Annotated in this window: 19 protein-coding genes; 11 read left to right on the top strand and 8 right to left on the bottom strand. The window is 64.6% G+C overall.

Features of this window, described 5'->3' with window-relative positions; genetic code table 11:
• Window positions 1-286: 286 nt before the first annotated feature.
• The 5 genes from NE547_RS16940 (at window position 287) to NE547_RS16920 (ending at window position 4,477) form a co-directional block, all read left to right on the top strand.
• On the top strand, window positions 287-1,075 hold the full coding sequence (locus NE547_RS16940; protein ID WP_256176519.1) for a TIGR04255 family protein: 789 nt from the start codon (window positions 287-289) through the stop codon (window positions 1,073-1,075).
• Between the two features lie 34 nt (window positions 1,076-1,109).
• Entirely contained in the window at window positions 1,110-1,613 is a 504-nt protein-coding gene (locus tag NE547_RS16935) for a GNAT family N-acetyltransferase (RefSeq protein ID WP_256176518.1), read from the top strand.
• 47 nt (window positions 1,614-1,660) lie between these two features.
• Window positions 1,661-1,975, top strand: a complete 315-nt coding sequence (locus tag NE547_RS16930) for an isochorismatase family protein (RefSeq protein WP_256176517.1) — start codon at window positions 1,661-1,663, stop codon at window positions 1,973-1,975.
• Window positions 1,976-2,210: 235 nt separating this feature from the next.
• Window positions 2,211-3,653, top strand: coding sequence for a nicotinate phosphoribosyltransferase (locus NE547_RS16925; RefSeq protein ID WP_186908229.1), 1,443 nt, complete (start codon window positions 2,211-2,213; stop codon window positions 3,651-3,653).
• The gene (locus NE547_RS16920; protein WP_256176516.1) at window positions 3,650-4,477 is read left to right on the top strand and encodes a metallophosphoesterase; all 828 of its coding nucleotides are present in this window, start codon (window positions 3,650-3,652) and stop codon (window positions 4,475-4,477) included. Before NE547_RS16925 ends, NE547_RS16920 begins: the two co-directional genes overlap by 4 nt.
• Before the next feature lie 41 nt (window positions 4,478-4,518).
• Here NE547_RS16920 and NE547_RS16915 read toward each other — a convergent pair whose 3' ends face one another.
• The 8 genes from NE547_RS16915 to nuoE all read right to left on the bottom strand — a co-directional run bounded on the left by NE547_RS16915 (window position 4,519) and on the right by nuoE (window position 14,708).
• Window positions 4,519-4,854 (bottom strand): helix-turn-helix domain-containing protein, encoded by a 336-nt coding sequence (locus NE547_RS16915; RefSeq protein ID WP_243204803.1) that lies wholly within the window; start codon window positions 4,852-4,854, stop codon window positions 4,519-4,521.
• A 146-nt stretch (window positions 4,855-5,000) separates the two neighbouring features.
• The gene (locus NE547_RS16910; RefSeq protein ID WP_186908227.1) at window positions 5,001-6,029 is read right to left on the bottom strand and encodes a glycosyltransferase; all 1,029 of its coding nucleotides are present in this window, start codon (window positions 6,027-6,029) and stop codon (window positions 5,001-5,003) included.
• 9 nt (window positions 6,030-6,038) lie between these two features.
• Complete coding sequence (glf, locus tag NE547_RS16905; RefSeq protein WP_256176515.1) at window positions 6,039-7,211, bottom strand: UDP-galactopyranose mutase; 1,173 nt, start codon at window positions 7,209-7,211, stop codon at window positions 6,039-6,041.
• A gap of 129 nt (window positions 7,212-7,340) precedes the next feature.
• Complete coding sequence (locus NE547_RS16900) at window positions 7,341-7,913, bottom strand: inorganic diphosphatase (protein ID WP_186908225.1); 573 nt, start codon at window positions 7,911-7,913, stop codon at window positions 7,341-7,343.
• Between the two features lie 190 nt (window positions 7,914-8,103).
• On the bottom strand, window positions 8,104-8,664 hold the full coding sequence (locus NE547_RS16895) for an aromatic acid exporter family protein (protein WP_186908224.1): 561 nt from the start codon (window positions 8,662-8,664) through the stop codon (window positions 8,104-8,106).
• 257 nt (window positions 8,665-8,921) lie between these two features.
• Window positions 8,922-12,410 carry an FAD-dependent oxidoreductase gene (locus tag NE547_RS16890; RefSeq protein ID WP_256176514.1) on the bottom strand — a complete coding sequence of 1,163 codons (3,489 nt, stop codon included), beginning with the start codon at window positions 12,408-12,410 and terminating at the stop codon, window positions 8,922-8,924.
• A gap of 16 nt (window positions 12,411-12,426) precedes the next feature.
• A complete protein-coding gene (locus tag NE547_RS16885) occupies window positions 12,427-14,181 on the bottom strand; it encodes an NADH-quinone oxidoreductase subunit NuoF (protein ID WP_186908222.1) in 1,755 nt (584 codons plus the stop codon).
• The gene (gene nuoE, locus NE547_RS16880) at window positions 14,178-14,708 is read right to left on the bottom strand and encodes an NADH-quinone oxidoreductase subunit NuoE (RefSeq protein WP_256176513.1); all 531 of its coding nucleotides are present in this window, start codon (window positions 14,706-14,708) and stop codon (window positions 14,178-14,180) included. Before nuoE ends, NE547_RS16885 begins: the two co-directional genes overlap by 4 nt.
• 438 nt (window positions 14,709-15,146) lie before the next feature.
• On the opposite strand from nuoE, the gene NE547_RS16875 reads away from it, so the two are divergent.
• The 6 genes from NE547_RS16875 to NE547_RS16850 all read left to right on the top strand — a co-directional run bounded on the left by NE547_RS16875 (window position 15,147) and on the right by NE547_RS16850 (window position 21,126).
• Complete coding sequence (locus NE547_RS16875) at window positions 15,147-15,350, top strand: alpha/beta-type small acid-soluble spore protein (RefSeq protein WP_033119165.1); 204 nt, start codon at window positions 15,147-15,149, stop codon at window positions 15,348-15,350.
• A gap of 300 nt (window positions 15,351-15,650) precedes the next feature.
• Window positions 15,651-16,430 (top strand): TIGR00282 family metallophosphoesterase, encoded by a 780-nt coding sequence (locus NE547_RS16870; protein ID WP_186908202.1) that lies wholly within the window; start codon window positions 15,651-15,653, stop codon window positions 16,428-16,430.
• Between the two features lie 83 nt (window positions 16,431-16,513).
• Entirely contained in the window at window positions 16,514-17,608 is a 1,095-nt protein-coding gene (locus tag NE547_RS16865; RefSeq protein WP_256176512.1) for a DNA repair exonuclease, read from the top strand.
• Window positions 17,605-19,869, top strand: a complete 2,265-nt coding sequence (locus NE547_RS16860) for an ATP-binding protein (protein ID WP_256176511.1) — start codon at window positions 17,605-17,607, stop codon at window positions 19,867-19,869. Before NE547_RS16865 ends, NE547_RS16860 begins: the two co-directional genes overlap by 4 nt.
• 40 nt (window positions 19,870-19,909) lie before the next feature.
• A complete protein-coding gene (gene lepB / locus NE547_RS16855) occupies window positions 19,910-20,524 on the top strand; it encodes a signal peptidase I (RefSeq protein WP_370866862.1) in 615 nt (204 codons plus the stop codon).
• Window positions 20,521-21,126, top strand: a complete 606-nt coding sequence (locus tag NE547_RS16850; RefSeq protein ID WP_256176509.1) for a DUF3795 domain-containing protein — start codon at window positions 20,521-20,523, stop codon at window positions 21,124-21,126. Before lepB ends, NE547_RS16850 begins: the two co-directional genes overlap by 4 nt.
• Window positions 21,127-21,357 lie beyond the last annotated feature (231 nt).

Genomic DNA, 21,357 nt, shown 5'->3' with positions numbered 1-21,357 from the left:
CCTCCTTTCAGCGACCGCTTTGAACTTAAAAAGGATGATAAAGTACATGGGATGACGCCGGTGGGCGTCTTTTTTACTGCCTTTCTTCCGCTCGGAGTAAATGAACAGGCACTTTGTCAACAGCCCCGATATGCGCCGTGCTGCAGCGTGAGATGCACAGGCTCTCCTCCTTTCGTTCTTATTTGGATGATAGCACACCGCACAAATCGGCGCAACCGGTTTGACAGACGGGGCTTTCGGGGATACAATAAAGAAGAAACCCACACAGGAAGGAGCGGTATGGAACATGCTGTTCGCCGAATACGACCGCTGTCAATATGCCCGGTCCCCGCTGGTGGAGGTCATCTGCCAGCTGCGCTTCCCCACGATTCTGAACATCGGTGCCAAGGACCCCGCCGAGTTTCAGGAGGCGGTGCGTCACGACTTCCCCCGCTATATGGCCCGTCAGGAGCAGCTGCCCCCCAAGGTAAAGCCGGGCCCCACGCCTGCGCTGGAGCCCCAGGCGCCCATTACCAACTACAACTTCATCTCCGCCGATGGAAAATGGAAGCTGAATCTGACCAGCAGCTTCATCGCGCTGTCCACCCTGCGCTACCAGCGCTGGGAGGACTTTGCCGCCCGGCTGGACAAGCCCCTGGCCCAGTTTATCCAGATCTACCAGCCCGCCTTTTTCGAGCGCATCGGCCTGCGGTATGTCAACGCATTTTCCCGCCGGGCCCTGGGGCTGGAGGAGCTGCTTTGGGACGATCTGATCCGGGAGCCCTATCTGGGCATTCTGGGGGAGCCCGACGTGGAGGAGACCGATGTGAGCAAATGTGCCGTGGACGTGGAGAGCGCTCTGGCCGGCGGCTACCGCATGAAGCTCCACGCAGGCCCCGGCCTGCTGGGGGGCGGCAAGACCGACAAGGAGGTCAAATTTATCCTGGATGAGGACCTCTCCGCCAACGGCAGCCTGAGCGCCGACTCGGTGCCCGGCAAGCTGGAGGATCTGCACCGCTACGCGGTGCGCCTGTTCCGGGGCGCCATCACGCCGGAGCTGCACAACGCCCTGGGGCCCACGCCCCCGGCGGAATGACCGCCCGCCGCAGCCGGTACAAAGGAGCGGATCTATGATCGAGATACGGCCCGCCCGGGCCGAAGAGCTGGACGCGGTCTGGCTTCTGGTGCGCCGGGCGGTGGCACATATGAACGAGCTGGGCAATCCCCAGTGGGGGGAGGACTACCCCACCCGGGACTTTTACGCAGACGATCTGGCGCGGGGCGAGCTGTACGCCGCCCGGTCGGGCGGCGTACTGGCGGGCGCGGCGTGTATCAACACCGCCGAAGCGCCGGAGTATGCCCCGCTGCCCTGGGCCACCGCGCCCCCGGCGGTGGTGATTCACCGCATGGCCGTGGATCCGGCCTTCCAGCGGCAGGGCGTGGGCCGGGCCTTTTTCGCCTTTGCGGAGGAGCTGGCCCGGCAGCGGGGCCTTTCCGCCCTGCGCATCGACACGTACCGTCTCAACCTCCGCATGCAGGCGCTCATTCTCAGCCGGGGGTTTACCAAAGTGGGCGAGATCCGTCTCCACGGCAGGCCGCTGCCTTACCCCTGCTTTGAAAAAGCCCTGAACTGAACCCGCGCCGCAGGCCCCGGCGCTGCATTTGGGAAAGACGGCGCCCTATGAAAAAGCTGCTGCTGGTCGTGGAGTACCAGAAGGACTTTGTGGACGGTGCGCTGGGCTTTCCCGGCGCGGCGGAGCTGGATGCGCCCATCGCCCGAAAGATCGCCCGCTGCCGCTGCCTGGGCAAGGACGTTGCCTTTACGCTGGACACGCACGGCAGGGATTATCTGGATACCCGGGAGGGCCGGAAGCTGCCGGTCCCCCACTGCCTCAGCGCTTCGGAAGGCTGGAAGCTCTATGGCGCGGCAGGCTGCCCCCGGAGGCGGAGATCGTGGTGGTCGCCGCCTGCACCTCCGGACCGGACCCCGCCATAAGCAGGCTCTGCGCCTGATGGAAGCCTTGCAGATCACGGCGCGCAACCGCTGAGGCGGCCCGCTCCTCTGCGGCTTCTGCATGCTGTTCCCCCGGTGAAGGTCCCCTTCACCGGACACCCCCAGTTTGATTTGATTTTGCGGGCGCGGAAACGAACTTCCGCCGCCCTCCGCCGCTTATCGCGGGGCCCAGGCGCGGGCCCCGCGGCGAGCCGGCAGGCCAGGAGGTTAACAAGCCATGAAGGATCACATGAACTATACGCTCCTCTGCGATTTCTACGAGCTCACCATGGGCAACGGCTATTTTCAAACGGGACACGCCGGTCAGATCTGTTATTTCGATGTATTTTTCCGCAACGTGCCCGACGGCGGCGGCTTTGCCATTGCGGCCGGTCTGGAGCAGGTGGCCGATTATATCGAGCGCCTCCGCTTTGACGAGGAGGACATCTCCTATCTCCGGGGCAAGGGCTGCTTTTGCGCGGAATTTTTAGAGTATTTGAAGACCTTCCGCTTCACCGGCGATATTTGGGCGGTGCCGGAGGGTACCCCCATTTTCCCCGGCGAGCCCTTCCTCACCGTCCGGGCGCCGGCCATCGAGGCCCAGTTCATCGAGACCTTTCTCCTGCTCACGCTGAATCATCAGTCCCTCATCGCCACGAAGACCAACCGCATCGTCCGCGCCGCCGGCGGGCGCCCGGTCAGCGAATTCGGCTCCCGGCGGGCGCAGGGGCCCGACGCCGCGATTCTGGGCGCGCGGGCCTCCTACATTGCCGGGTGCGCCGGTACTGCCTGCACCCTGGCCGACGAGATCTATGGTGCGCCTGCCGGCGGTACCATGGCCCACTCCTGGGTACAGATGTTCCCGGACGAGTATACCGCATTCAAGACCTACTGCCAGCTGTATCCCCACTCCGCCACCCTGCTGGTGGACACCTACAACGTGCTCAAATCCGGCGTTCCCAACGCCATCCGCGCCTTTCAGGAGGTGCTGCTGCCCCAGGGCATCACCAGCTGCGCCATCCGGCTGGACTCCGGCGACCTGACCTACCTGTCCCGGAAGGCCCGAAAGATGCTGGACGCGGCGGGACTGACCGAATGCAAGATCGTGGCTTCCAACTCGTTGGATGAGTATATCATCCGCGACCTGCTGCTCCAGGGCGCCAGGATCGACTCCTTCGGCGTGGGCGAGCGGCTCATCACCTCCAAGAGCGAGCCGGTGTTCGGCGGGGTCTACAAGCTGGCCGCTGTAGAGGACGGCGCGGGCAACATCATTCCCAAGATCAAGATCAGCGAGAATGCGGCCAAGATCACCAATCCCCATTTCAAAAAGGTTTACCGTCTGTTTGAAAACGATACCGGCAAGGCCTTCGCGGATCTGATCACGCTGCACGACGAGGTCGTGGAGGAAAGCCAGCCCTTGGAGCTCTTCGATCCGGACGCCACCTGGAAGCGAAAGACCTTTACCGACTTTACCGCCAAGGAACTTCTGGTACCTGTCTTCCAGCGCGGCAGGCGCGTGTACCGCTCTCCCTCCATCCTGGAAATGCGCACCTACTGCGCGGCGCAGATCGACCTTTTGTGGGACGAGGTCAAGCGCTTTGAAAACCCCCATAATTATTATGTGGATCTTTCCCAAAAGCTATGGGACATCAAGCAGCAGCTGCTCAAGGGCCGGCGGTGAGGAGGCAGCGCCGCCGCCGGCGTCTGCTGGCGGCGGCGGCGCTGCTGGTCTGCGTGGGCGCGGCAGCCGTGGACAGCCGGCTGGCCGTACGTACCTATACCATTCCCGCGCCGCAGCTCTCCGCGCCCCTCCGTCTGGCCCTGATCACCGATTTCCACAGCTGCGACTACGGCGCGGGACAGGCGCAGCTGCTCTCCGCCCTGGAGGCGGCCCAGCCCGACCTGGTGCTGCTGGGCGGCGATATCTTTGACGACGATGCACCCGGCGCCAACACTCTGGAGCTGATCCCCCTTCTGCTGCAGCGCTGGAGCTGCTGTTACGTCACCGGCAACCACGAGTGGCGCACCGGGCGGGCGGAGGCGCTCAAGGCGTGGTTTTCCGCCCAGGGCGTCACGGTGCTGGCAGGGGATTGTACGCTTTTTTCCAAAGACGGGGCGGCTATCGCCCTGTGCGGGGTGGACGACCCCGATGTGGGCGAGCAGGCCTGGGCGGCCCAGCTGGAGAAGGCTTCGGCCCAGCGGCCGGAGGGCGTGGTTTCCCTTCTGCTCTCTCACCGGCCGGAACGCATCGAGACCTATTTGTCCTATGGCTTCGATGTGATCCTCGCCGGACATGCCCATGGGGGGCAATGGCGGCTGCCCGGCCTCATTAACGGCCTTGCGGCCCCCAATCAGGGTCTTTTCCCCCGGTACGCCGGAGGGCGCTATGATCTGGAGGGCACCGTCCTCGTCGTCAGCCGGGGGCTTGCCCGGGAGACCACCCGGCTGCCCCGCATCTTCAACCGGCCTGAACTGGTGCTGCTGGACCTGGTCCCCGACGCATAAAAACAGGGCGGCTCCCGACGGGAGCCGCCCTGTTTTTATGCTCAATATTTCAGAATCAGCCGGGCCAGTTCGTGCAGCAGCTTTTTCTGCCGCCCATCCATGCGGGCGGTCAGCTGGGCCAGTTCCCGGTCCAGATAGTGCTCCTGCGTCACCGCCACGCCGGTAGCCAGTTCACTCAGATCACAGGCCAGACAGGCCGCCACGGCCGCCAGCGTCTCCAGGCTGATCTTCGTCACGCCCCGCTCGATCTGGCTGATGTATCCCACCGATACCGACAATGCCTCTGCAAGGCGCTCCTGCGTCATGCCCCGGTCTCTTCGGACCTGTTTGATCCGCTGGCCGATGGCAAAATAGTCCACATTCATCCGATCACCCATTTCTAGTGTATCGGGAATCGATCGGAATATACAGATATTGGATACTCAATTTTGAGTTATCCTTGCGGCTTTCTGTCAAATCGTGCGGCGGTAATTCTTTCCTGTCTTGACTGGGGACGGCCCTCGCACCGGGCGCCGCCGCTGCCTCAATTAAACTTATAGATACGCCGGGCCAGCCGGTAGAGATGCACGGAGAGCTTGCGCCCCTGGTAGCCCGGCACATTGCCCACCATGGATACGGAGCGGTACTTGAGCTTGTGATACAGATCGGAGTCCACCGTACGCAGGTATTCCCACAGCTCCGTCTTTTTTCCCAACGCGGCCGGAGAGCCGTCGATGATGAGGAAGATGGAAGAGATGGTCATCATCATGGACAGATAGCTGACCATATAACGGGCCAGCTTACGCTGCTCCTGGTAGAGCTTATTCACGTTGTGGGCGTCGATCATCAGCTTGGTGACCCGCACCTGCTGATCCACCCGGGTGACCATGACCTTTTCATTGACGCTCTGGTCGGAGCGTCCGATGAAGTAGCGGTACAGGTCCAGATCCAGGTAATACAGGCTCTTGACCCAGGGCAGGGGCTGATAGACGAAGAGGTTGTCTACGTAAAACGTATGCTTGGGCAGCTCCAGGCCGCAGTCGCGCAGCAGCTGGGTGCGGTAGATCACCGAATGCATCAGCAGGTATTGGGAGGGCCGGAACCGGCCGATCTCGCTCCAGGTGAAGATCCGTCCCTCGGGAAAGACATTGGTATAGCGCATGACCTTCTGGGTCTGATCCTCCACGTGCTCATACACATAATTGGCAATGAACAGGTCCACCGGCCGCTCCATTTGTGCAAATTCCCGCAGCTGATCCAGCGCCTTGCTTAGGGCGGTCTCGTCCAGCCAGTCGTCGGAGTCCACGACCTTGTAATAAAGCCCGCGGGCGTGGCGCAGCCCCTGGTTGACGCCCTCGCCGTGGCCGCCGTTCTCCTGGTGGATGACCCGGATGCGATCCGGATACTCCGCTGCGTACCGGTCACAGATCGCCGGGGTCTCGTCCTTGGTGGAACCGTCGTCCACCAAAATAATCTCCACATCCGCCCCGCCGGAGAGCAGGGTCTGCACACAATGATCCATGTAGGCGGCGGAGTTGTAACAGGGCACCGCAAAGGTGATGATCTTTGACATGGGGATTCCTCACTTCAGCAAATCGTCACACAGCGCCAGGGCCCGCTTGGCAATGGCGTCCATGTTGTAATATTTGTATTCCGCCAGGCGGCCCAGCAGGCGCAGGTTGGGGTAGCGTTCCGCTGCGGAGCGGTATCTGGCGTAAAGGGCGTTGTTCGCGTCGTTGATGATGGCATAGTAGGGGATCTCCCCCGGTCTGCCGGTATACGCGCGGGCGTATTCCTTCATAATGGTCGTGGTCTTGGGCAGCACCTGGCCGGTCAGGTGTTTGAATTCGGTGATGCGGGTAAACGCCTCATCCATGGTATAGTTCACCGTGCCATGGGTCTGATACGCATCCACCGGATGGGTCTCGCATTGGAACTCCAGCGTCCGGTACGGCAGGCGCCCGAACCGGCAGCCAAACAGCTCGTCCGCCGCGCCGGTGTAGATCACCGTTCCTGCAAAGGCAGCGCCGTCCAGCCGCGTGATCCCGTCTTCTCCCAGCGTCAGCCGCCGGCCGGCGTCGGTGTCCAGCGCCACGGTCACGTCCGGGTGGTCCAGCAGCTTTTCAAACATGGGCGTGTAGCCCCCCAGGGGCAGGCCCTGGTATTCGTCCTGAAAATACCGGCAGTCGCGCGAGAGGAACACCGGCACCCGCGCGGTGGTGTTGGGGTCGATTTCCTCCGGCGTCTGGCCCCACTGCTTCATGGTATAGCGGACAAAGACGTGGTCATAGACATAATCGGCCAGGGCGGAGAGCTCCGGATCCGGGCTCTGCCGCAGCTCCAGGATGGTCACCTTGTTCTCCGCGCCGTAGGCGGCGATGAGCTTTTCCTCCAGCGCCCGCGCCCGCCTGCGGCCGAAGGCCACCTCCAGCGACACCAGGTTAAAGGGGACCGGCAGCAGCGTGCGGCCCTCCCCCTTGGGGATATTGGCCACCACTTTATGCTGGTAATTGCGCCAGGCGGTAAAACGGGAGAGGTAGTCGAACACGCGCTTGTCATTGGTGTGGAAGATGTGGGGACCGTACTGGTGAATCAGCACGCCCGCCTCATCGAAGCGGTCGTAGGCATTGCCGCCCACATGGCTCCGGCGCTCCAGCACCAGCACCCGCCTGCCGCCCCGTTCCGCCAGTTCCCGGGCGGCCACGGCGCCCGCCAGGCCCGCCCCCACCACCAGGCAGTCGTATCGTTGTTCCATGGTCGATCGTTCCTTTCCGGTCGGCTTCCTGTATTCAAGGTTTGTGCCTGCGTTTTCTTCATATTACCATAGGCATACCGCCTTTGGAACCGAGAAAGCATTAATTATTCCTTAAATTTTACCCCTTGCTTACCGATCCGAGCGGCTGCAGTCTCCCCTTGGAGCCACCCCGCCCAAAAAGCATTCGGCATAGTGATCCATCGCCCCCTGGATGACCCGGATGGCAGCCTGACGGTCGTTCACGTCTCCGGCCACGGCCTGCTTGCCCTCCAGCGCTTTGTAGACCGTAAAGAAGTGGGCCATCTCGTCAAAAATATGACCGGGCAGATCCATCAGGTCGCGGAAGGTATTATAGGTGGGGTCGGCAAAGGGGATGGCGATGATCTTCTCGTCGTTCTTGCCCCCGTCCAGCATGGAAATATACCCGATGGGGTAGCAGCGCACCAGGGTGAGCGGGTCCATCTCCTCCGAGCAGAGCACCAGCACGTCCAGCGGGTCCCCGTCGTCGCCGTAGGTACGGGGGATAAAGCCGTAATTGGCCGGGTAGTGGGTGGACGTATGGAGCACCCGGTCCAAAATGATGAGGCCGGTCTCCTTATCCAGCTCATACTTCTTCTTGCTGCCCTTGGGGATCTCGATGACCGCCACAAAATCCTCCGGCTGGATGCGGGCGGGGCTGATATCGTGCCATATATTCGACATGATCCTGTCTCCTTTTCCGATTGCGTAGTTCCATTATATCCGCCCACGGCAAAAAATACAACATTTCCCTGACGGCTTGTCTCGGATTCCCCGCCGCCCTCTGGGCCGGGCAGGATGCCATACGCGTCTCCTTGGGCCGCAAAAAAGGAGGTCCTGTGCAGGGCCTCCTTGCGGATGCGCTATGCGGCTGCTATACCCCGTCCAGGTGGGGCGTGTCGTGGCATTTGATGCCCAGCCTGCCCAGCCAGTCCACCAGCCGCTCCCGGGGGAGCAGCCAGTTGATGAGCAGCGACATGACAACGCCCACCCCGGTGTCAAACATGCGGTTGAGCGCGTAGCTCACGTAGTCGTCCACTGGGGTATTGAACAATACGATACACAGCACCACGCTGCCCGGCTGTACCGCGCCCACCCAAAAAATCTGGGCCAAAACGATGAGCACCACCACGCCTACAAACAGAAGCGGCACCAGCAGCAGGCGGCTTTCCCCGTCCGGATAGAAGATCAGGTAAAAGCGAAAAAGCCCCATCCCCAGAAAGCCGCCGATGACCGTGCCGAACAGGCGGTTGCCGCCGTGGAGCTTGGAATGCTCCATATTGGCCCCCATGCCGAAGACCGCGCCGATACACGCAAAGGTGGGGTTGCGGTCGATCAAGAAATAGAGCAGGGCGCACAGGGAGGCGGAAAGAGCGGTCTTGATGTTGCGAAGACCGATGGACGGAAACGAAAAGCGGCGTTTTTTTTCCTGCATCGCAGACTCACCTGACTTGATTATGATAACAAGGGCCCCAGGCCTGCCGAAACCATGCCGAAGCGCCCGCCCGGCGGGGCCTTGCACCGGTTTCCGGCGGGACCTGTTGTTTTGTCGTTTTTTATCATAACACAGGGATCGGACCAGGCGCAACCTCTATAAACTGAAAAGTACAAAATTTGATCAAAAAACAGAAAAACCGGCCGCCCATACGGGCGGCCGGTCAGCGAATGAGTGGGTTGGCCCGCTCAGCGCCCTCAGGGCATGCGGGAATCCATCAGGTTCATCAGGTCGTCCGCACAGGGGGTGGGCGCGACCAGGGCGGCGCCGGCCGGGACGGGGGCAAAGACCGGGGCGGCGCAGGTGAGCACGCCTCCGGTCACCTCGCCCAGCCGGGCGTTCCGGTAGACGGGCAGGGCCGCGTCCAGGGCGGCGGAGAGGTCCGCCTCATCCCCGTAGGGCAGCGCGACCTCGTACACCTGGGCGATGGCGCCCGCCACCTGCCAGTTGAGCAGAGGCACGTCGGAGTCGATGGCCGCGTGAACGGGCTGAAGGCGGCGCTCGGTGCTGGTAAAGGTGCCCTCGGCGCAGGCAAAGCCGGTGCCGGGGAAGACCACGTCGGCCCGGCGTGCGGTGTCGGTCAGGTGCACGTCGCACACAGCCAGGAACTCCAGGTCCTTCACAGACGCGGCCTGGGGATCCTCGCCGAAGGTCAGCAGGGCCTTGACGCCCTCCATCGCCTCCCCTCCGGCGGTAATGCCCAGGTCGATGAGACCCTGGCTGTTGTTCTTGCTCCGGAGCTGGAGGATCCCGTCCCGGGGAGCGTTCAGGTGGCCGGACAGGGCTGCGATCTCGGCCAGCAGGGCGGCGGCGTCCGCCGTCAGCGGGTTCTGCTGGCAGAGGATCATCGCCTTCTTGGCCCCGGCGTACAGCGCGGCTACCTCCCTGGCCTGCTCGCCGGGCGTCACGCCGGAGAGGCTCTCGGCAAAGGCGTCGAAGCCTTGGGCGGAGCTGGTCTTGCCCAGGTCCAGCAGCGCGCGGGCCAGCTCCTTAAGGAAGGACAGGTCGTTTTTCACGTACACGGCCTTATGGAGGAAGGCCAGCTCCTGCTCCGCGCCCTCGGGGTTGATGAGGACGATCTTGGCGCCGTTCTTAGCGGCCTGCATCAGCTTCACCCGCATCACCGACTTGGCGGCGGTAAAGCCCACGGCCAGGATCACATCGGTGGAAAGCAGCTCGTCAATGGTGTTGGGGGAGGCGTCAAAGCCCAGCACCCGCTTGAGGCCGTTCTCCCGGTGGTCGAAGCACAGCGTCCGCGCGCCTATGGCGTCGGCCAGCTGCTTCATGGCGAAGGCCTCCTCGTTGGTCATCCGGGCGGAGATGGAGACGGCCACAGCGTCCTTGCCATACCGGGCGGCCACGGCCTGAAGGCCCTTGGCGGTGCGGACGGCAGCCTCGTGGTAATCGGTCTGCTCCAGCACATCCCCGTGTTTCACCAGCGGGGCGTTCAGCCGCTCTTCCAGCTCGGCGCAGTCAAAGCCAAAGCGGCCCCGGGCACACAGCAGGCCCTTGTTGACGGGACCCTCCCGGTCGGGCACGGCCTTGATGAGCATGCCGCCGCCGGTCTCCAGGTGCATGGAGCAGCCCAGAGAGCAGAAGGAACAGGTGGTGTCGGTGCACTCGGTCTCCAGGGGCACGCTCTTCTGGAGCGAGAGCCGCTCTCCCAGCGCCCCGGTGGGGCAGACGCTGACGCACTGGCCGCAGGAGATGCATCCGGTGGTGCTCAGGGGCTGCTCCAGCGCGGGCTTGACCACCGTGTCGAAGCCGCGGTGCACCAGCCCCAGCGCGCCCACGCCCATGACCTCGTCGCACACCCGCACGCACAGTCCGCACAGGATGCACTTGTTGGGGTCGCGCAGAAGGAAGGGGTGCTCGTCCTCATACTCCACCCGGTTCACGTCGCCGGAGAGCCGCTCGGGCGCGACCCGATACTCGTTTGCGTAGTGGATGAGCTTGCACTCGAAGTAGTCGTGGCAGCCGCACTCCAGACAGCGCTGGGCTTCCTCCATGGCCTGCTCGGGCCCGTACCCCGCCACGACCTCGGAGAAATTATCCCGGCGCGCTTCGGGGGAGAGCTGCTCCATCTTGGGCCGGCACTGGCGTTCCCGGTCTTCGAAGGTCTTTTCGGTGATATCGCGGCGCTCCACGGTATAGGGGCGCTCGTAGGCCGCCGCCTCGCCCCGCAGGTAGGCGTCGATGACGGCGCTGCTCTTTTTCGCGTCGGCAATGGACTCCACGGCGATGGAGATCTTATCGTTGCCGCAGTCGCCGCCGCAGAACACGCCGGGCAGGCTGGTGCGGAAGGTCTTCTTGTCGTATACCACGCCGCCCTTGCGGGTCAGCTCCAGGCCGGGCAGGCCGGCGGCGTCCACCTTCTGGCCGATCGCCAGGATGACCGTGTCCACCGGCAGGGTCTCGGTTTTGCCCTCCACGGGCTTGGGGGCACGGCGGCCGGAGGCGTCGGGCTCGCCCAGCTGCATCACCTGGAGGACGATCTCGCTCACCCGCCCGTCGGGGCCGGCCTTGATCTCCAGCGGATTGGTCAGGTTCTTGAAGATGACGCCCTCCTCCTCGGCCTCCTCGATCTCCAGACGGTCGGCGGGCATCTCGTCCTTGGTGCGGCGGTAGACGTTGTAGACCGCCTCCGCCCCCAGGCGTACGGCGGTGCGGCAGGCGTCCATGGCGGTGTTGCCGCCGCCCACGATGGCCACCCGCTTCCCCAGGGCGATGGGCTCGTTGCGGACCACGTGGCGGAGGAAATCGATGCCGCCGACGACGCCGGGGAGCTCCTCGCCGGGGCAGCCGGTGCCGGTGGACACCCAGGCGCCCACGCCCACCAGAACGGCGTCATAGGTCTCCCGCAGCGTCTCAAAGGAAATATCCTTTCCCACCCGGGTATTGGGGCGCAGCGTGACGCCCATGCGCGCGATGGTGGCGACCTCTTCGTCCACCACCGACTTGGGCAGGCGGTATTCTGGGATGCCGTAGCGCAGCATGCCGCCCAGCTTGGGCATGGCCTCGAAAATCGTCACGGCATGCCCCATCTGGCGCAGGAAATAGGCGGCCGACAGGCCGTAAGGGCCGCCGCCGATGATGGCCACGGATCTTCCGGTCTCCGGGGCGATCTCGGGCAGGAAGGGATCCTCCCCGGACTGATCCCAGTCGGCGGCAAAGCGCTTGAGCCAGGCAATGGCCACCGGCTGGTCCACCAGGGCCCGGCGGCAGTTGTCCTCGCAGGGATGGGGGCACACCCGGCCGATGGAGCCGGGCAGCGGGATGCGCTCCCGGATCAGCGCGATGGCCTCCTCAAAGCGGCCGTTGGCGATCAGGCCCACATAGCCCTGGCAGTCGGTGCCCGCCGGGCAGTTGAGCACGCAGGGGGGGCGGCAGTCGCCCACGTGGTTGGAGAGCAGCAGCTCCAGGTTGGTCTTGCGGGACTCCAGGACCCGCTTGGTTTTGGTGCGCACCACCATATTGGGTGCGATCTCGGTGGCGCAGGCCTTCACCAGCTTGGGATTGCCCTCCACCTCCACCACGCAGAGGCCGCAGGCCCCGTAAATGGTGGTGCGCTCGTCATAGCAGAGGGTGGGGATGGAGATATCGTTCTCCCGGGCCACCTCCAGGATGGTCTGACCGGGGACGCCCAGCACCTCTTTGCCGTCGATATTCAGTCTGTACTGTTTCATGTCGCTTCCCCTCCCCTCAGTCCTTGACGATCGCGCCGAATTTGCAGGAATCCATGCACTTGCCGCACTTGATGCACGTATCCTGGTCAATGACGTGGCGCTGCTTCACGCTGCCGGTGATGGCGCCGACCGGGCAGTTGCGGGCACACAGCGTACACCCCTTGCACGCGTCGGTGATCTCATAGTGGATCAAGGCCTTGCAGGAGTGGGCCGTACACTTCTTTTTGTAGATGTGGTCCTCATACTCGTTGCGGAAGTAGCGGATGGTGGTGAGCACCGGGTTGGGCGCCGTCTGGCCCAGGCCGCACATGGAGCCGTCCTTGATCTTTTCGGCCAGCTCCTCCAGCAGTTCGATGTCGCCGTCCCTGCCCTCGCCCCGGGTGATGCGCTCCAGGATCTCCAGCATCCGCTTGGTGCCCACGCGGCAGTAGTTGCACTTGCCGCAGGACTCCTTGCGGGTAAAGTCCAGGAAGAAGCGGGCCATATCCACCATGCAGGTATCCTCGTCCATGACGATCATGCCGCCGGAGCCTACGATGGCGCCGGTCTTGGGGATGGACTCGTAGTCCACAGTGGTGCCGGCCAGTTCCGCGGGGATACAGCCGCCGGAGGGGCCGCCCATCTGCACGGCCTTAAAGGCTTTGTCGTTTTTGATGCCGCCGCCGATGCCGAAAATGATGTCGCGGATGGGCAGGCCCATGGGCACCTCCACCAGGCCGCCCTTCTTGATCTTGCCCGCCAGGGCAAAGACCTTGGTGCCGGCGCTTTTTTCCGTGCCGATGGCCGCCAGGGCCGCGCCGCCGTGGAGCAGGACCCAGGGCACGTTGGCGAAGGTCTCCACGTTGTTGATGTTGGTGGGCTTCTGCCAGTAGCCCCGCTGGGCGGGGAAGGGGGGCTTGAGCCGGGGCATGCCCCGCTCGCCCTCCAGAGAAGCGATGAGCGCGGTCTCCTCGCCGCAGACGAACGCGCCTGCGCCCGCCTTGATGCGGATGTCAAAGCTGAAGCCGGTGCCGAAGAGGTTCTGCCCCAAAAAGCCCCGCTCCCGGGCCTGCGCCATGGCGATCTCCAGGCGCTTGATGGCCAACGGGTACTCGGCCCGGACGTAGATCACGCCCTGGCTGGCCCCGATGGCGTAGCCGCCGATGAGCATGCCCTCCAGCACGGAGTGGGGGTCGCCCTCCAGCACGGAGCGGTCCATAAACGCGCCGGGGTCGCCCTCGTCGGCGTTGCAGACCATATACTTCTGGTCGGCCTGATTCTGCCGTGCGGCGTTCCATTTGAACCAGGTGGGGAAGCCCGCGCCGCCGCGGCCCCGCAGCCCGGAGATGCGCACCTCTTCAATGACCTGCTGGGGCGTCATGGAGGTGACCGCCTTCTTTGCGGCCTCGTAGCCGCCGGCGGCTATGTACTCTTCGATGTGCTCGGGATTGATAACGCCGCAGTTGCGCAGCACGATGCGCTTTTGCTGGGAAAGGAAGGCCTCGTCCTGCCGGGAGATGGCCAGATCCTCCACGATCCTGCCGCCCATCAGGTGCTCTTCCACGATGGCGGCGGCCTTATCGGGCTGGACCTTCACATAACGGGCCTGAAGGGCGCCGTCGTCCCCGTACACGTCCACGATGGGTTCCAGGTAGCAGGTGCCCACGCAGCCGGTCAGATCCACGGCCACATTCGTCAGGCCCTTTTCCGCGATGAGCCGCTCCAGCTCATCGGAGGTCTTGCGGGCGCCGGTCGCTACGCCGCAGCTGCCCTGTCCAACGACTACTTTCATTTCGACGCCGCCTCCTTTGCACGGATGTCCTGCAGGATGGCCCTGACCTTCGCCTTGGTCAGGTTTCCGTAGGTCTCATCCCCATCCGCCGTGCGGATCATCATCACCGGCGCCAGGCTGCAGCAGCCCAGGCACGCCACATTGTTGAGCGTAAACAGGCCGTCCTCGGTGGTCTGCCCGTCGGTGATGCCCAGTTCCTCGGTGACCGCCTCCTCGATGCTGTCCGCGCCGTTGACGTGGCAGGCGGTCCCCTTGCACAGCATAATGAGATGCTTGCCGATGGGACTCAGGCGGAACTGGGTGTAGAAGGTAGCCACGCCATAGATCTTGGCGGGCTTGATGCCGGTGTATTCCGCAATGTAGTGGATGGCGTCGGTGGAAAGATAGCCGTAAAGATCCTGCGCATGCTGCAGGATGGTGATCAAGCTGCCCGGCGTCTTCCCGTACTGTTCCAGTACGGGAGCCAACGCGGAAAAGGCGGCCTCTTTGCTGCCGCAGCCGCAGCAGCACGTCCCATTGCTCGTCATTTGCCGTTCCCTCCCAGAAAATAGACGGCCGAACCCGGCCGCAGGCCTCCATGGGGGCCCTGTCCCAAACAGTATAGCAAAGAAGCGGGATCGGTTCAAGAGGTAACTCAAAGGAAAGGGATCTGTCGATTCCTGCCGCCTGCCCGGGCGCCGGACCTTCTTTTCCCGGTGCGCGCACCCGCGGCCCGACCTCGTTTGAACCCTTCCCATCCGAAAACAGATCCGGCCGCGCAGCTTTTGCGCTCCGGCAAGGCGGCGGCGGCCGGAACGCCGCCGCCGAAATACGTGCAGGACCCGATCCGGCCCGTTTCTGATTTTAAAAAGAGGGCGAAATGTCCTGAACGCGCAAAAATTGGAGCACATATAAAATCTGCCCGGGGCAAAGATATGTTCGGATTCCCAATCCAACAAAACAAACAGACAAGGAGATGCAACATCATGTCTAGTTCCAACAATTCTAATCAGCCTGTCGTCCCCAGCGCCCGCGAGGCTCTGAACAAGTTCAAGATGGAGGCCGCTCAGGAAGTGGGCGTCAACCTGAAGCAGGGCTATAACGGCGACCTGACCAGCCGCGAGGCCGGTTCTGTCGGCGGCCAGATGGTCAAGAAGATGATCGAGGCCTACGAGAACGGCATGAAGTAAAAGCTGCCCCAAAAGCAGTGTAAAAATACGGGGGGAGGGCCTTCGCCCTCCCCCCGTATTTCAGGCCCGCTTCCGCGGCCTTCCCGCAGCGAACGGGCGCGCCGCCCGCTCTGCAAACGCAGCCTGGTTGCGCCCCAACGCATTCCATCTTGGGAATTGGAAGATATATTGCCCTTTTTCAAAAAATCACATATAATAATAGCCTGTGAATCTCCTCAGGGAACACCGGCCATACGGTTTTCCGGGCAGGGTACGGGCGGCTGGCCCCTGTTCCGCTGAGGCAGGCAAAGGAGGCGCGCCATGATCCTGAACGTACTGGCTGTGGGCGACGTAGTGGGCGACGGCGGTCTGGACTATCTGGGCCAACACCTGCGGGCGCTGAAAAAGCTGAAAAACATCCACTTTACGGTCGTCAACGGCGAAAACGCCTCCGGCGTGGGCATCCTGCCCCGGCAGGCCCGGGCCATCTTTGACGCGGGGGCGGACGTGGTCACTCTGGGCAACCACACCTGGAACCGCATCCAGATCGCGGACTTTCTGGAGGACGACCGCTATACCCTGCGTCCGGCCAACTATACCAGCCGGGTCCCCGGCCGCGGCTGGGGCGTGTACGACGGCCCGCAGGGGCTGCGCATCGGGGTGCTCAACCTGATCGGCCGGTGCGAGATGGACAGTAATTTTGAAAATCCCTTCACCACGGCCGACCGGGCCCTGAAGGGCATGGGCGCCGACGTGGTGCTGGTAGACTTTCACGCCGAAGCCACCAGCGAAAAGGGGGCTATGGCCTGGTATCTGGACGGGCGCGCCCAGGCGCTCTGGGGCACCCACACCCACGTGCCCACCGCCGACGCCCAGGTGCTGCCCAAGGGGCTTGGCTTTGTGACCGATCTGGGCATGACGGGTCCGTCCCACAGCGTGCTGGGCATCCGGCCCGAGCAGGCGATCAACCGCTTCCTGGGGGGGCTGCCCCGGCGCTTCGAGCCCGCCGACGGCCCCTGCAAGCTGGAAAGCGCGGTTTTTTCCATCGACACCGACACCCGGACCTGTATCGGCGCGGAGCGCCTGGACCTGCACGGCTGAACCGGCGCCTCCGCCGGACAAACCGGTCCGCCCTGTTCCCACAGGGCGCGGATCGACGAAACCAACTCTGGAAAGGAATCGATATGCTGACCATTCTCCACGCCGCGGACCTGCATCTGGACGCGCCCTTCGCGTCTTTGGCGCCGGAGCAGGCACGCCGGCGCCGTGCCGAACAGCGGGAGCTTCTGGAGCGTCTTGCCGCTCTGGCCCGGACGCAGCAGGCGGACCTGGTGCTGCTCTCCGGCGACCTGCTGGACTCCGGCGAAACTTACCACGAGACCGTTCAGGCCCTCTCCTCCGCCCTGGGGCGGATGGAGGCGCAGGTCTTCATCGCCCCCGGCAACCATGACTTTTACTCGCCCCGCTCCATCTACGCCGGGACGCGCTGGCCGGAAAACGTACATATTTTTTCCACCGTGCAGGTGGAATCCGTGGAACTGCCTGCACTGGGCTGCGTGGTCCACGGCGCCGCCTTCACCACGCCCCTGGCCGACCGTTCCCCCCTGATGGGCTTTTCCGCTCCCCGGGACGGGCGGACCCACCTGATGGTCCTGCACGGGGACGTAGACGGCCGGGGCCGTTACGGCCCGATCCGTACCGAGGATATCGCCTCCAGCGGGCTGACCTACCTGGCCCTGGGGCATGTCCATGCCTGCTCGGGCCTGCAGCGGGCGGGCGGCACCTGGTGGGCCTATCCCGGCTGCCCGGAGGGCCGCGGCTTTGACGAGCTGGGAGACAAGGGCGCGCTCCTGGTGCGCGTGGACGGCGGGGAGGTCTGCGCGGAATTCGTACCCCTGGCGCTGCGGCGCTACGGCATCCTGACGGTGGACGTGAGCGCAGCGCCGTCCCCCGAGGCGGCGCTGCTGTCCGCTCTGCCGGAGGGAACGCAGCGCGACTGCTACCGCCTGATCCTCACCGGGGAGCGGGAGACGGCCCCGGATCTGGCCGCCCTGGAGGCCCTGGCGGCGCCCCGCTTCTACTCCCTGTCCCTGCGGGACGAGACCCGCCCCCGGCGGGACCTGTGGGCGCGCTCGGACGAGGACAGCCTGACCGGCCTTTTCCTGCGTCAGATGCGCCGGCGTCTGGCGGAGGAGACGGACGCCCGCGCCCGGGCCCGGCTGGAGCAGGCCGCCCGCTTCGGTCTGGCGGCGTTGGAGAACGGGGAGGATGTGCCATGATCATCCATACCATGCGTGCCTGCTTCGGCCGGCTGCAGCAGGAGGAATTGGTCCTGCAGGCGGGGCTGAACGTGATCGAAGCGCCCAACGAGGGCGGAAAATCCACCTGGTCGGCCTTTCTGCGGGCCATGCTCTACGGTATCAATACCAAGCAGCGGGACAAACAGGGCTATATCGCGGAGAAAAACCGGTACCAGCCCTGGTCGGGCGCGCCCATGGAGGGTACGATGGAGCTGACCTGGCAGGGCAGGGACATCACGCTGCGCCGGGGCAGCCGGGCGGGGGCCCCCTTCGGCAAATTGGAAGCCGTATGGACCGGCACGGAGGAGCCGGTGCCCGGCCTGACGGGAGAGAACTGCGGGGAGACCCTGGTGGGCGCGCCCCGGGAGGTCTTTGAGCGCTCCGCCTTTGTGGGCCAGGGCAATACCGCCATCGACGGCGCGCCCGCCCTGGAGGGGCGCATCGCCGCCCTGGCCTCCAGCGGGGAGGAGGACGTGTCCTATTCCCAAGTGGAGCGGAGGCTCAAGGACTGGCGCAACCGCCGCCAGCACAACAGGACCGGTCTGATCCCCAGGCTGGAAGAGGAACTGGCCGTGCTGGACGACACGCTGGCCCGGCAGGCCAAAGCCCACCGTCTGGCCGAGGAGGCCCGGCGGGAGCTGGAACGGCTGGAGGCGGAGATCGCCCGGCTGGATCGGGAACTGGCCGTCCACCGGGGCCGGCAGCAGGCCCAACGCCGCCAGCGGTACGAGGCGGCCTGCGCCGCCCGCGCCCAAGCGCAGGCCCTGGTGGACGATCTGGAGGCCCAGCGCAGCCGTCATGGCACGCCCCCGGACGTGGAAACGCTGCGCAAGGCACAGGAGGATCTGAACTATCTCAATACCGTCTCCGCCAACCAAAAGCTGGCCCAGCGCCAGGCGGAGGAGGCCCGGCAGAGGGCGGAGCAGGCGCTCGCCGCCGCCCGTGACCCCCTCTTTCCCGGACAGACCCCCGACGAGGCGTGGCGGCAGGCCAACGCCGACGCCCAGGCGGCGGGACACACGCCCCGGTACGGCGGGCGATATGCCGCAGGCGCAGCCCTTCTGGCCGTGGGTCTGGCGGGCCTTCTGAGCGCGGTGTGCGGTGTTCTGCCCGCCCCGCTGGGCGGAAGCGTAGCGTCGATTCTGGTCTCGGCCGGGGCGGCTGCCGCCCTGGCCGCGTCCGGCATCGCCCTGCTGGTCACCGCCCGCCTGGGGGCGCGGCGCGCCGCCGGGCGCCGGATGGAACGGCTGGACCGCTATGGCGCGCAGACCCCCGAGGACATCCTGAGCCGGGCCAACGCCTACCGGGAGTCCTGCGTAGTGGCGGCACAGACGCAGCAGCAGCGGGAGGCGGTGGAGTCCGCCCTGGCGGAACTGACCGGCCAGCAGGAAACGCTGAAAGCCGCCCTGCTGTCGCTGGTCCACACCTTTGCCCCCGGCGTTCGCGATCTCTTCGGGATTTCGGCGGCCATCTCCCGGGCGCTGAGCCTGGAGGAGCGCCTCTCCCACGCGCGGGTCCAGCTGGAGGGGGCGGCGCAGCTGGCCGACAGTCTTCCCCGCCCCCAGCCGGGCGAGGCGGAAGCGCCGGAAGGGGTGGAGCCCCGCTTTGACCCGGCGGAGACGGCCGCCCGCCGGGCGGCCGCAGAGGGAGAGGCCGCCCGTCTGCGCAACGCCCAGGCCCTGGCCCAGGGGGAGCTGAACACCCTGGGGGATCCGGACCGCTTCCGCCTGCGCCGGGAGGAGATCCTGGAGGAGCTGGAGCGCCGCCGCGGGGAGCAGGAAGCGCTTACCCTGGCTCTGGACGGCCTGGCCCAGGCCAACGGCGAGCTTCAGGCCCGCTTCTCACCGGAGCTGAACCGGGCGGCGGGGGAGATCCTCTCCCGTCTTACCGGCGGCAAATACGGCCAGGTCTCCCTCACCCGTCAGTTTGAGGCGCTGGCGGCGCAGGCCGGCGGCCTGACGCCCCGCCGGGCGCTGACCCTGTCCCAGGGCACGGCGGATCAGCTCTACCTGGCGGTGCGCCTTGCGGTGTGCCGGCAGGTGCTGCCGGACGACGACCCCGTCCCCCTGGTGCTGGACGACGCGCTGGCCAATTTCGACGATTCCCGCATGGGGCTGGCGCTGGATTACCTGACCCAGCTGGGGCGGGAGCGCCAGATCCTCCTGTTCACCTGCCACGGGCGGGAGCGGGCGTATCTGGCCGGACGGGCGGACGCCGCCTGCATCCGCTTGCATTCCTGAACGGCATGGGATATAATACCCTTCAACTGATTTAAACGCGATGGAGCTGATACCCTTGGCAAAAAAAGACACCCCCCAGCAGCCGGAAGAGAAGCTTTCCAGCGGCGACTCCCTCAAGCTGGACCTGTATTTCTGGCTCCAGGCCCTGGTCATGGTCCTGGTGGCGCTGATCCTGGTGTTCACCCTGGTGGGGCGCATCATCGGCGTGGACGGAAATTCCATGTACCCCACCCTGCACCACAAGGACATGCTGCTGCTGCAAAGCATCGGTTACGAGCCCCGGCAGGGGGACGTGGTGGTGCTCACCAAGGCGTTCGACACGGTGACCGATCCCATCGTCAAGCGGGTCATCGCTGTGGGCGGACAGACGGTGGAGATCGATTACGGCGCAGGTACCGTCGCTGTGGACGGCGAGGTTCTGGATGAGCCTTATATCAACGAGGCCATGATCGAGCCCTATTATGAAAACCTCACCTCGCTCACCGTGCCGGAGGGATCCATTTTCGTCATGGGCGACAACCGCAACCACTCCTCAGACAGCCGTTATGTGGCCCTGGGCGTGGTGGACGAGCGGTATGTGCTGGGCCGCGCCCTGCTCATCCTGCTGCCTTTCGGACACTTTGGTCCCATCCCCGCGGGTGCGCAGACCGTATGAAGGGCTACCGGAGAGCGGACCCCGCCTTTTCCCTGTGCGGCCTTTGCTGCGGCTTGTGTCCCATGCACCGGGGCGGGCACTGTCCCGGCTGCGGCGGAGGAGAGGGGCACCAGAGCTGCGCCTTCATCCGGTGCAGCCGGGAGCGCGGGGCGGCGGAATTTTGCAGCCAGTGCGCCCAATACCCCTGTCCCCGCTTCGCACAGGCCATGGAGTATGACTCGTTCCTCCCTCACCGGAATATGGTGCGGGACCTGGAACGCTTTGCGTCTATGGGCGCGGCGGCCTTTCGGGCGGAGCTGGACGAAAAATCTTCCCTGTCGGAAACCCTGCTGGCCCACTATAATGACGGGCGGCGCAAGCAGCTGTTCACCACGGCGGTCTATCTGCTTCCGCCTCCGGAGCTGCGGCAGACATTGGCCGCCCTGGATGCGGAGTGTGCCGACGTTTCCTGCGTCCGGGACCGTGCCGCCCTGGCGGCACAGCGCCTCGCCGCCGCCCAGGCGGCGGGATTGGAGCTGAAGCTGCGCAAGAGCCCAAATGCTGAAGTTTTGGGACTGGAATCCCCTGTATGCTGCTTAAGGAAAACAGTTTGTTTGTTATGAATGGGAGGCCGCACTTGCAAGTGCGGCCTCCCATTTTTTCACGAAAATCCCGTATCCGCCTTTGGTTGCCGCTTTACGCAATCCATGCACCTGGCCCTACGGTTCGGGTAGTGTCAAGGATTTTGCGCAAATTGGTTTGCAGGCTCTGGAATGAATGAAGTCAGCCAGCAATGGAGGCGTCCTCAACGGCAGCCTCCAGGTGCTTCATATTCATGTACTTTTTGTTGCCCC

Source organism: Flavonifractor sp. DFI.6.63, from assembly GCF_024462255.1.
Taxonomy (GTDB): Bacteria; Bacillota; Clostridia; order Oscillospirales; family Oscillospiraceae; genus Lawsonibacter_A; species Lawsonibacter_A hominis.
Note: the sequence above shows the minus strand (reverse complement) of the source record. Positions and strands in the feature narration are given on the sequence as shown.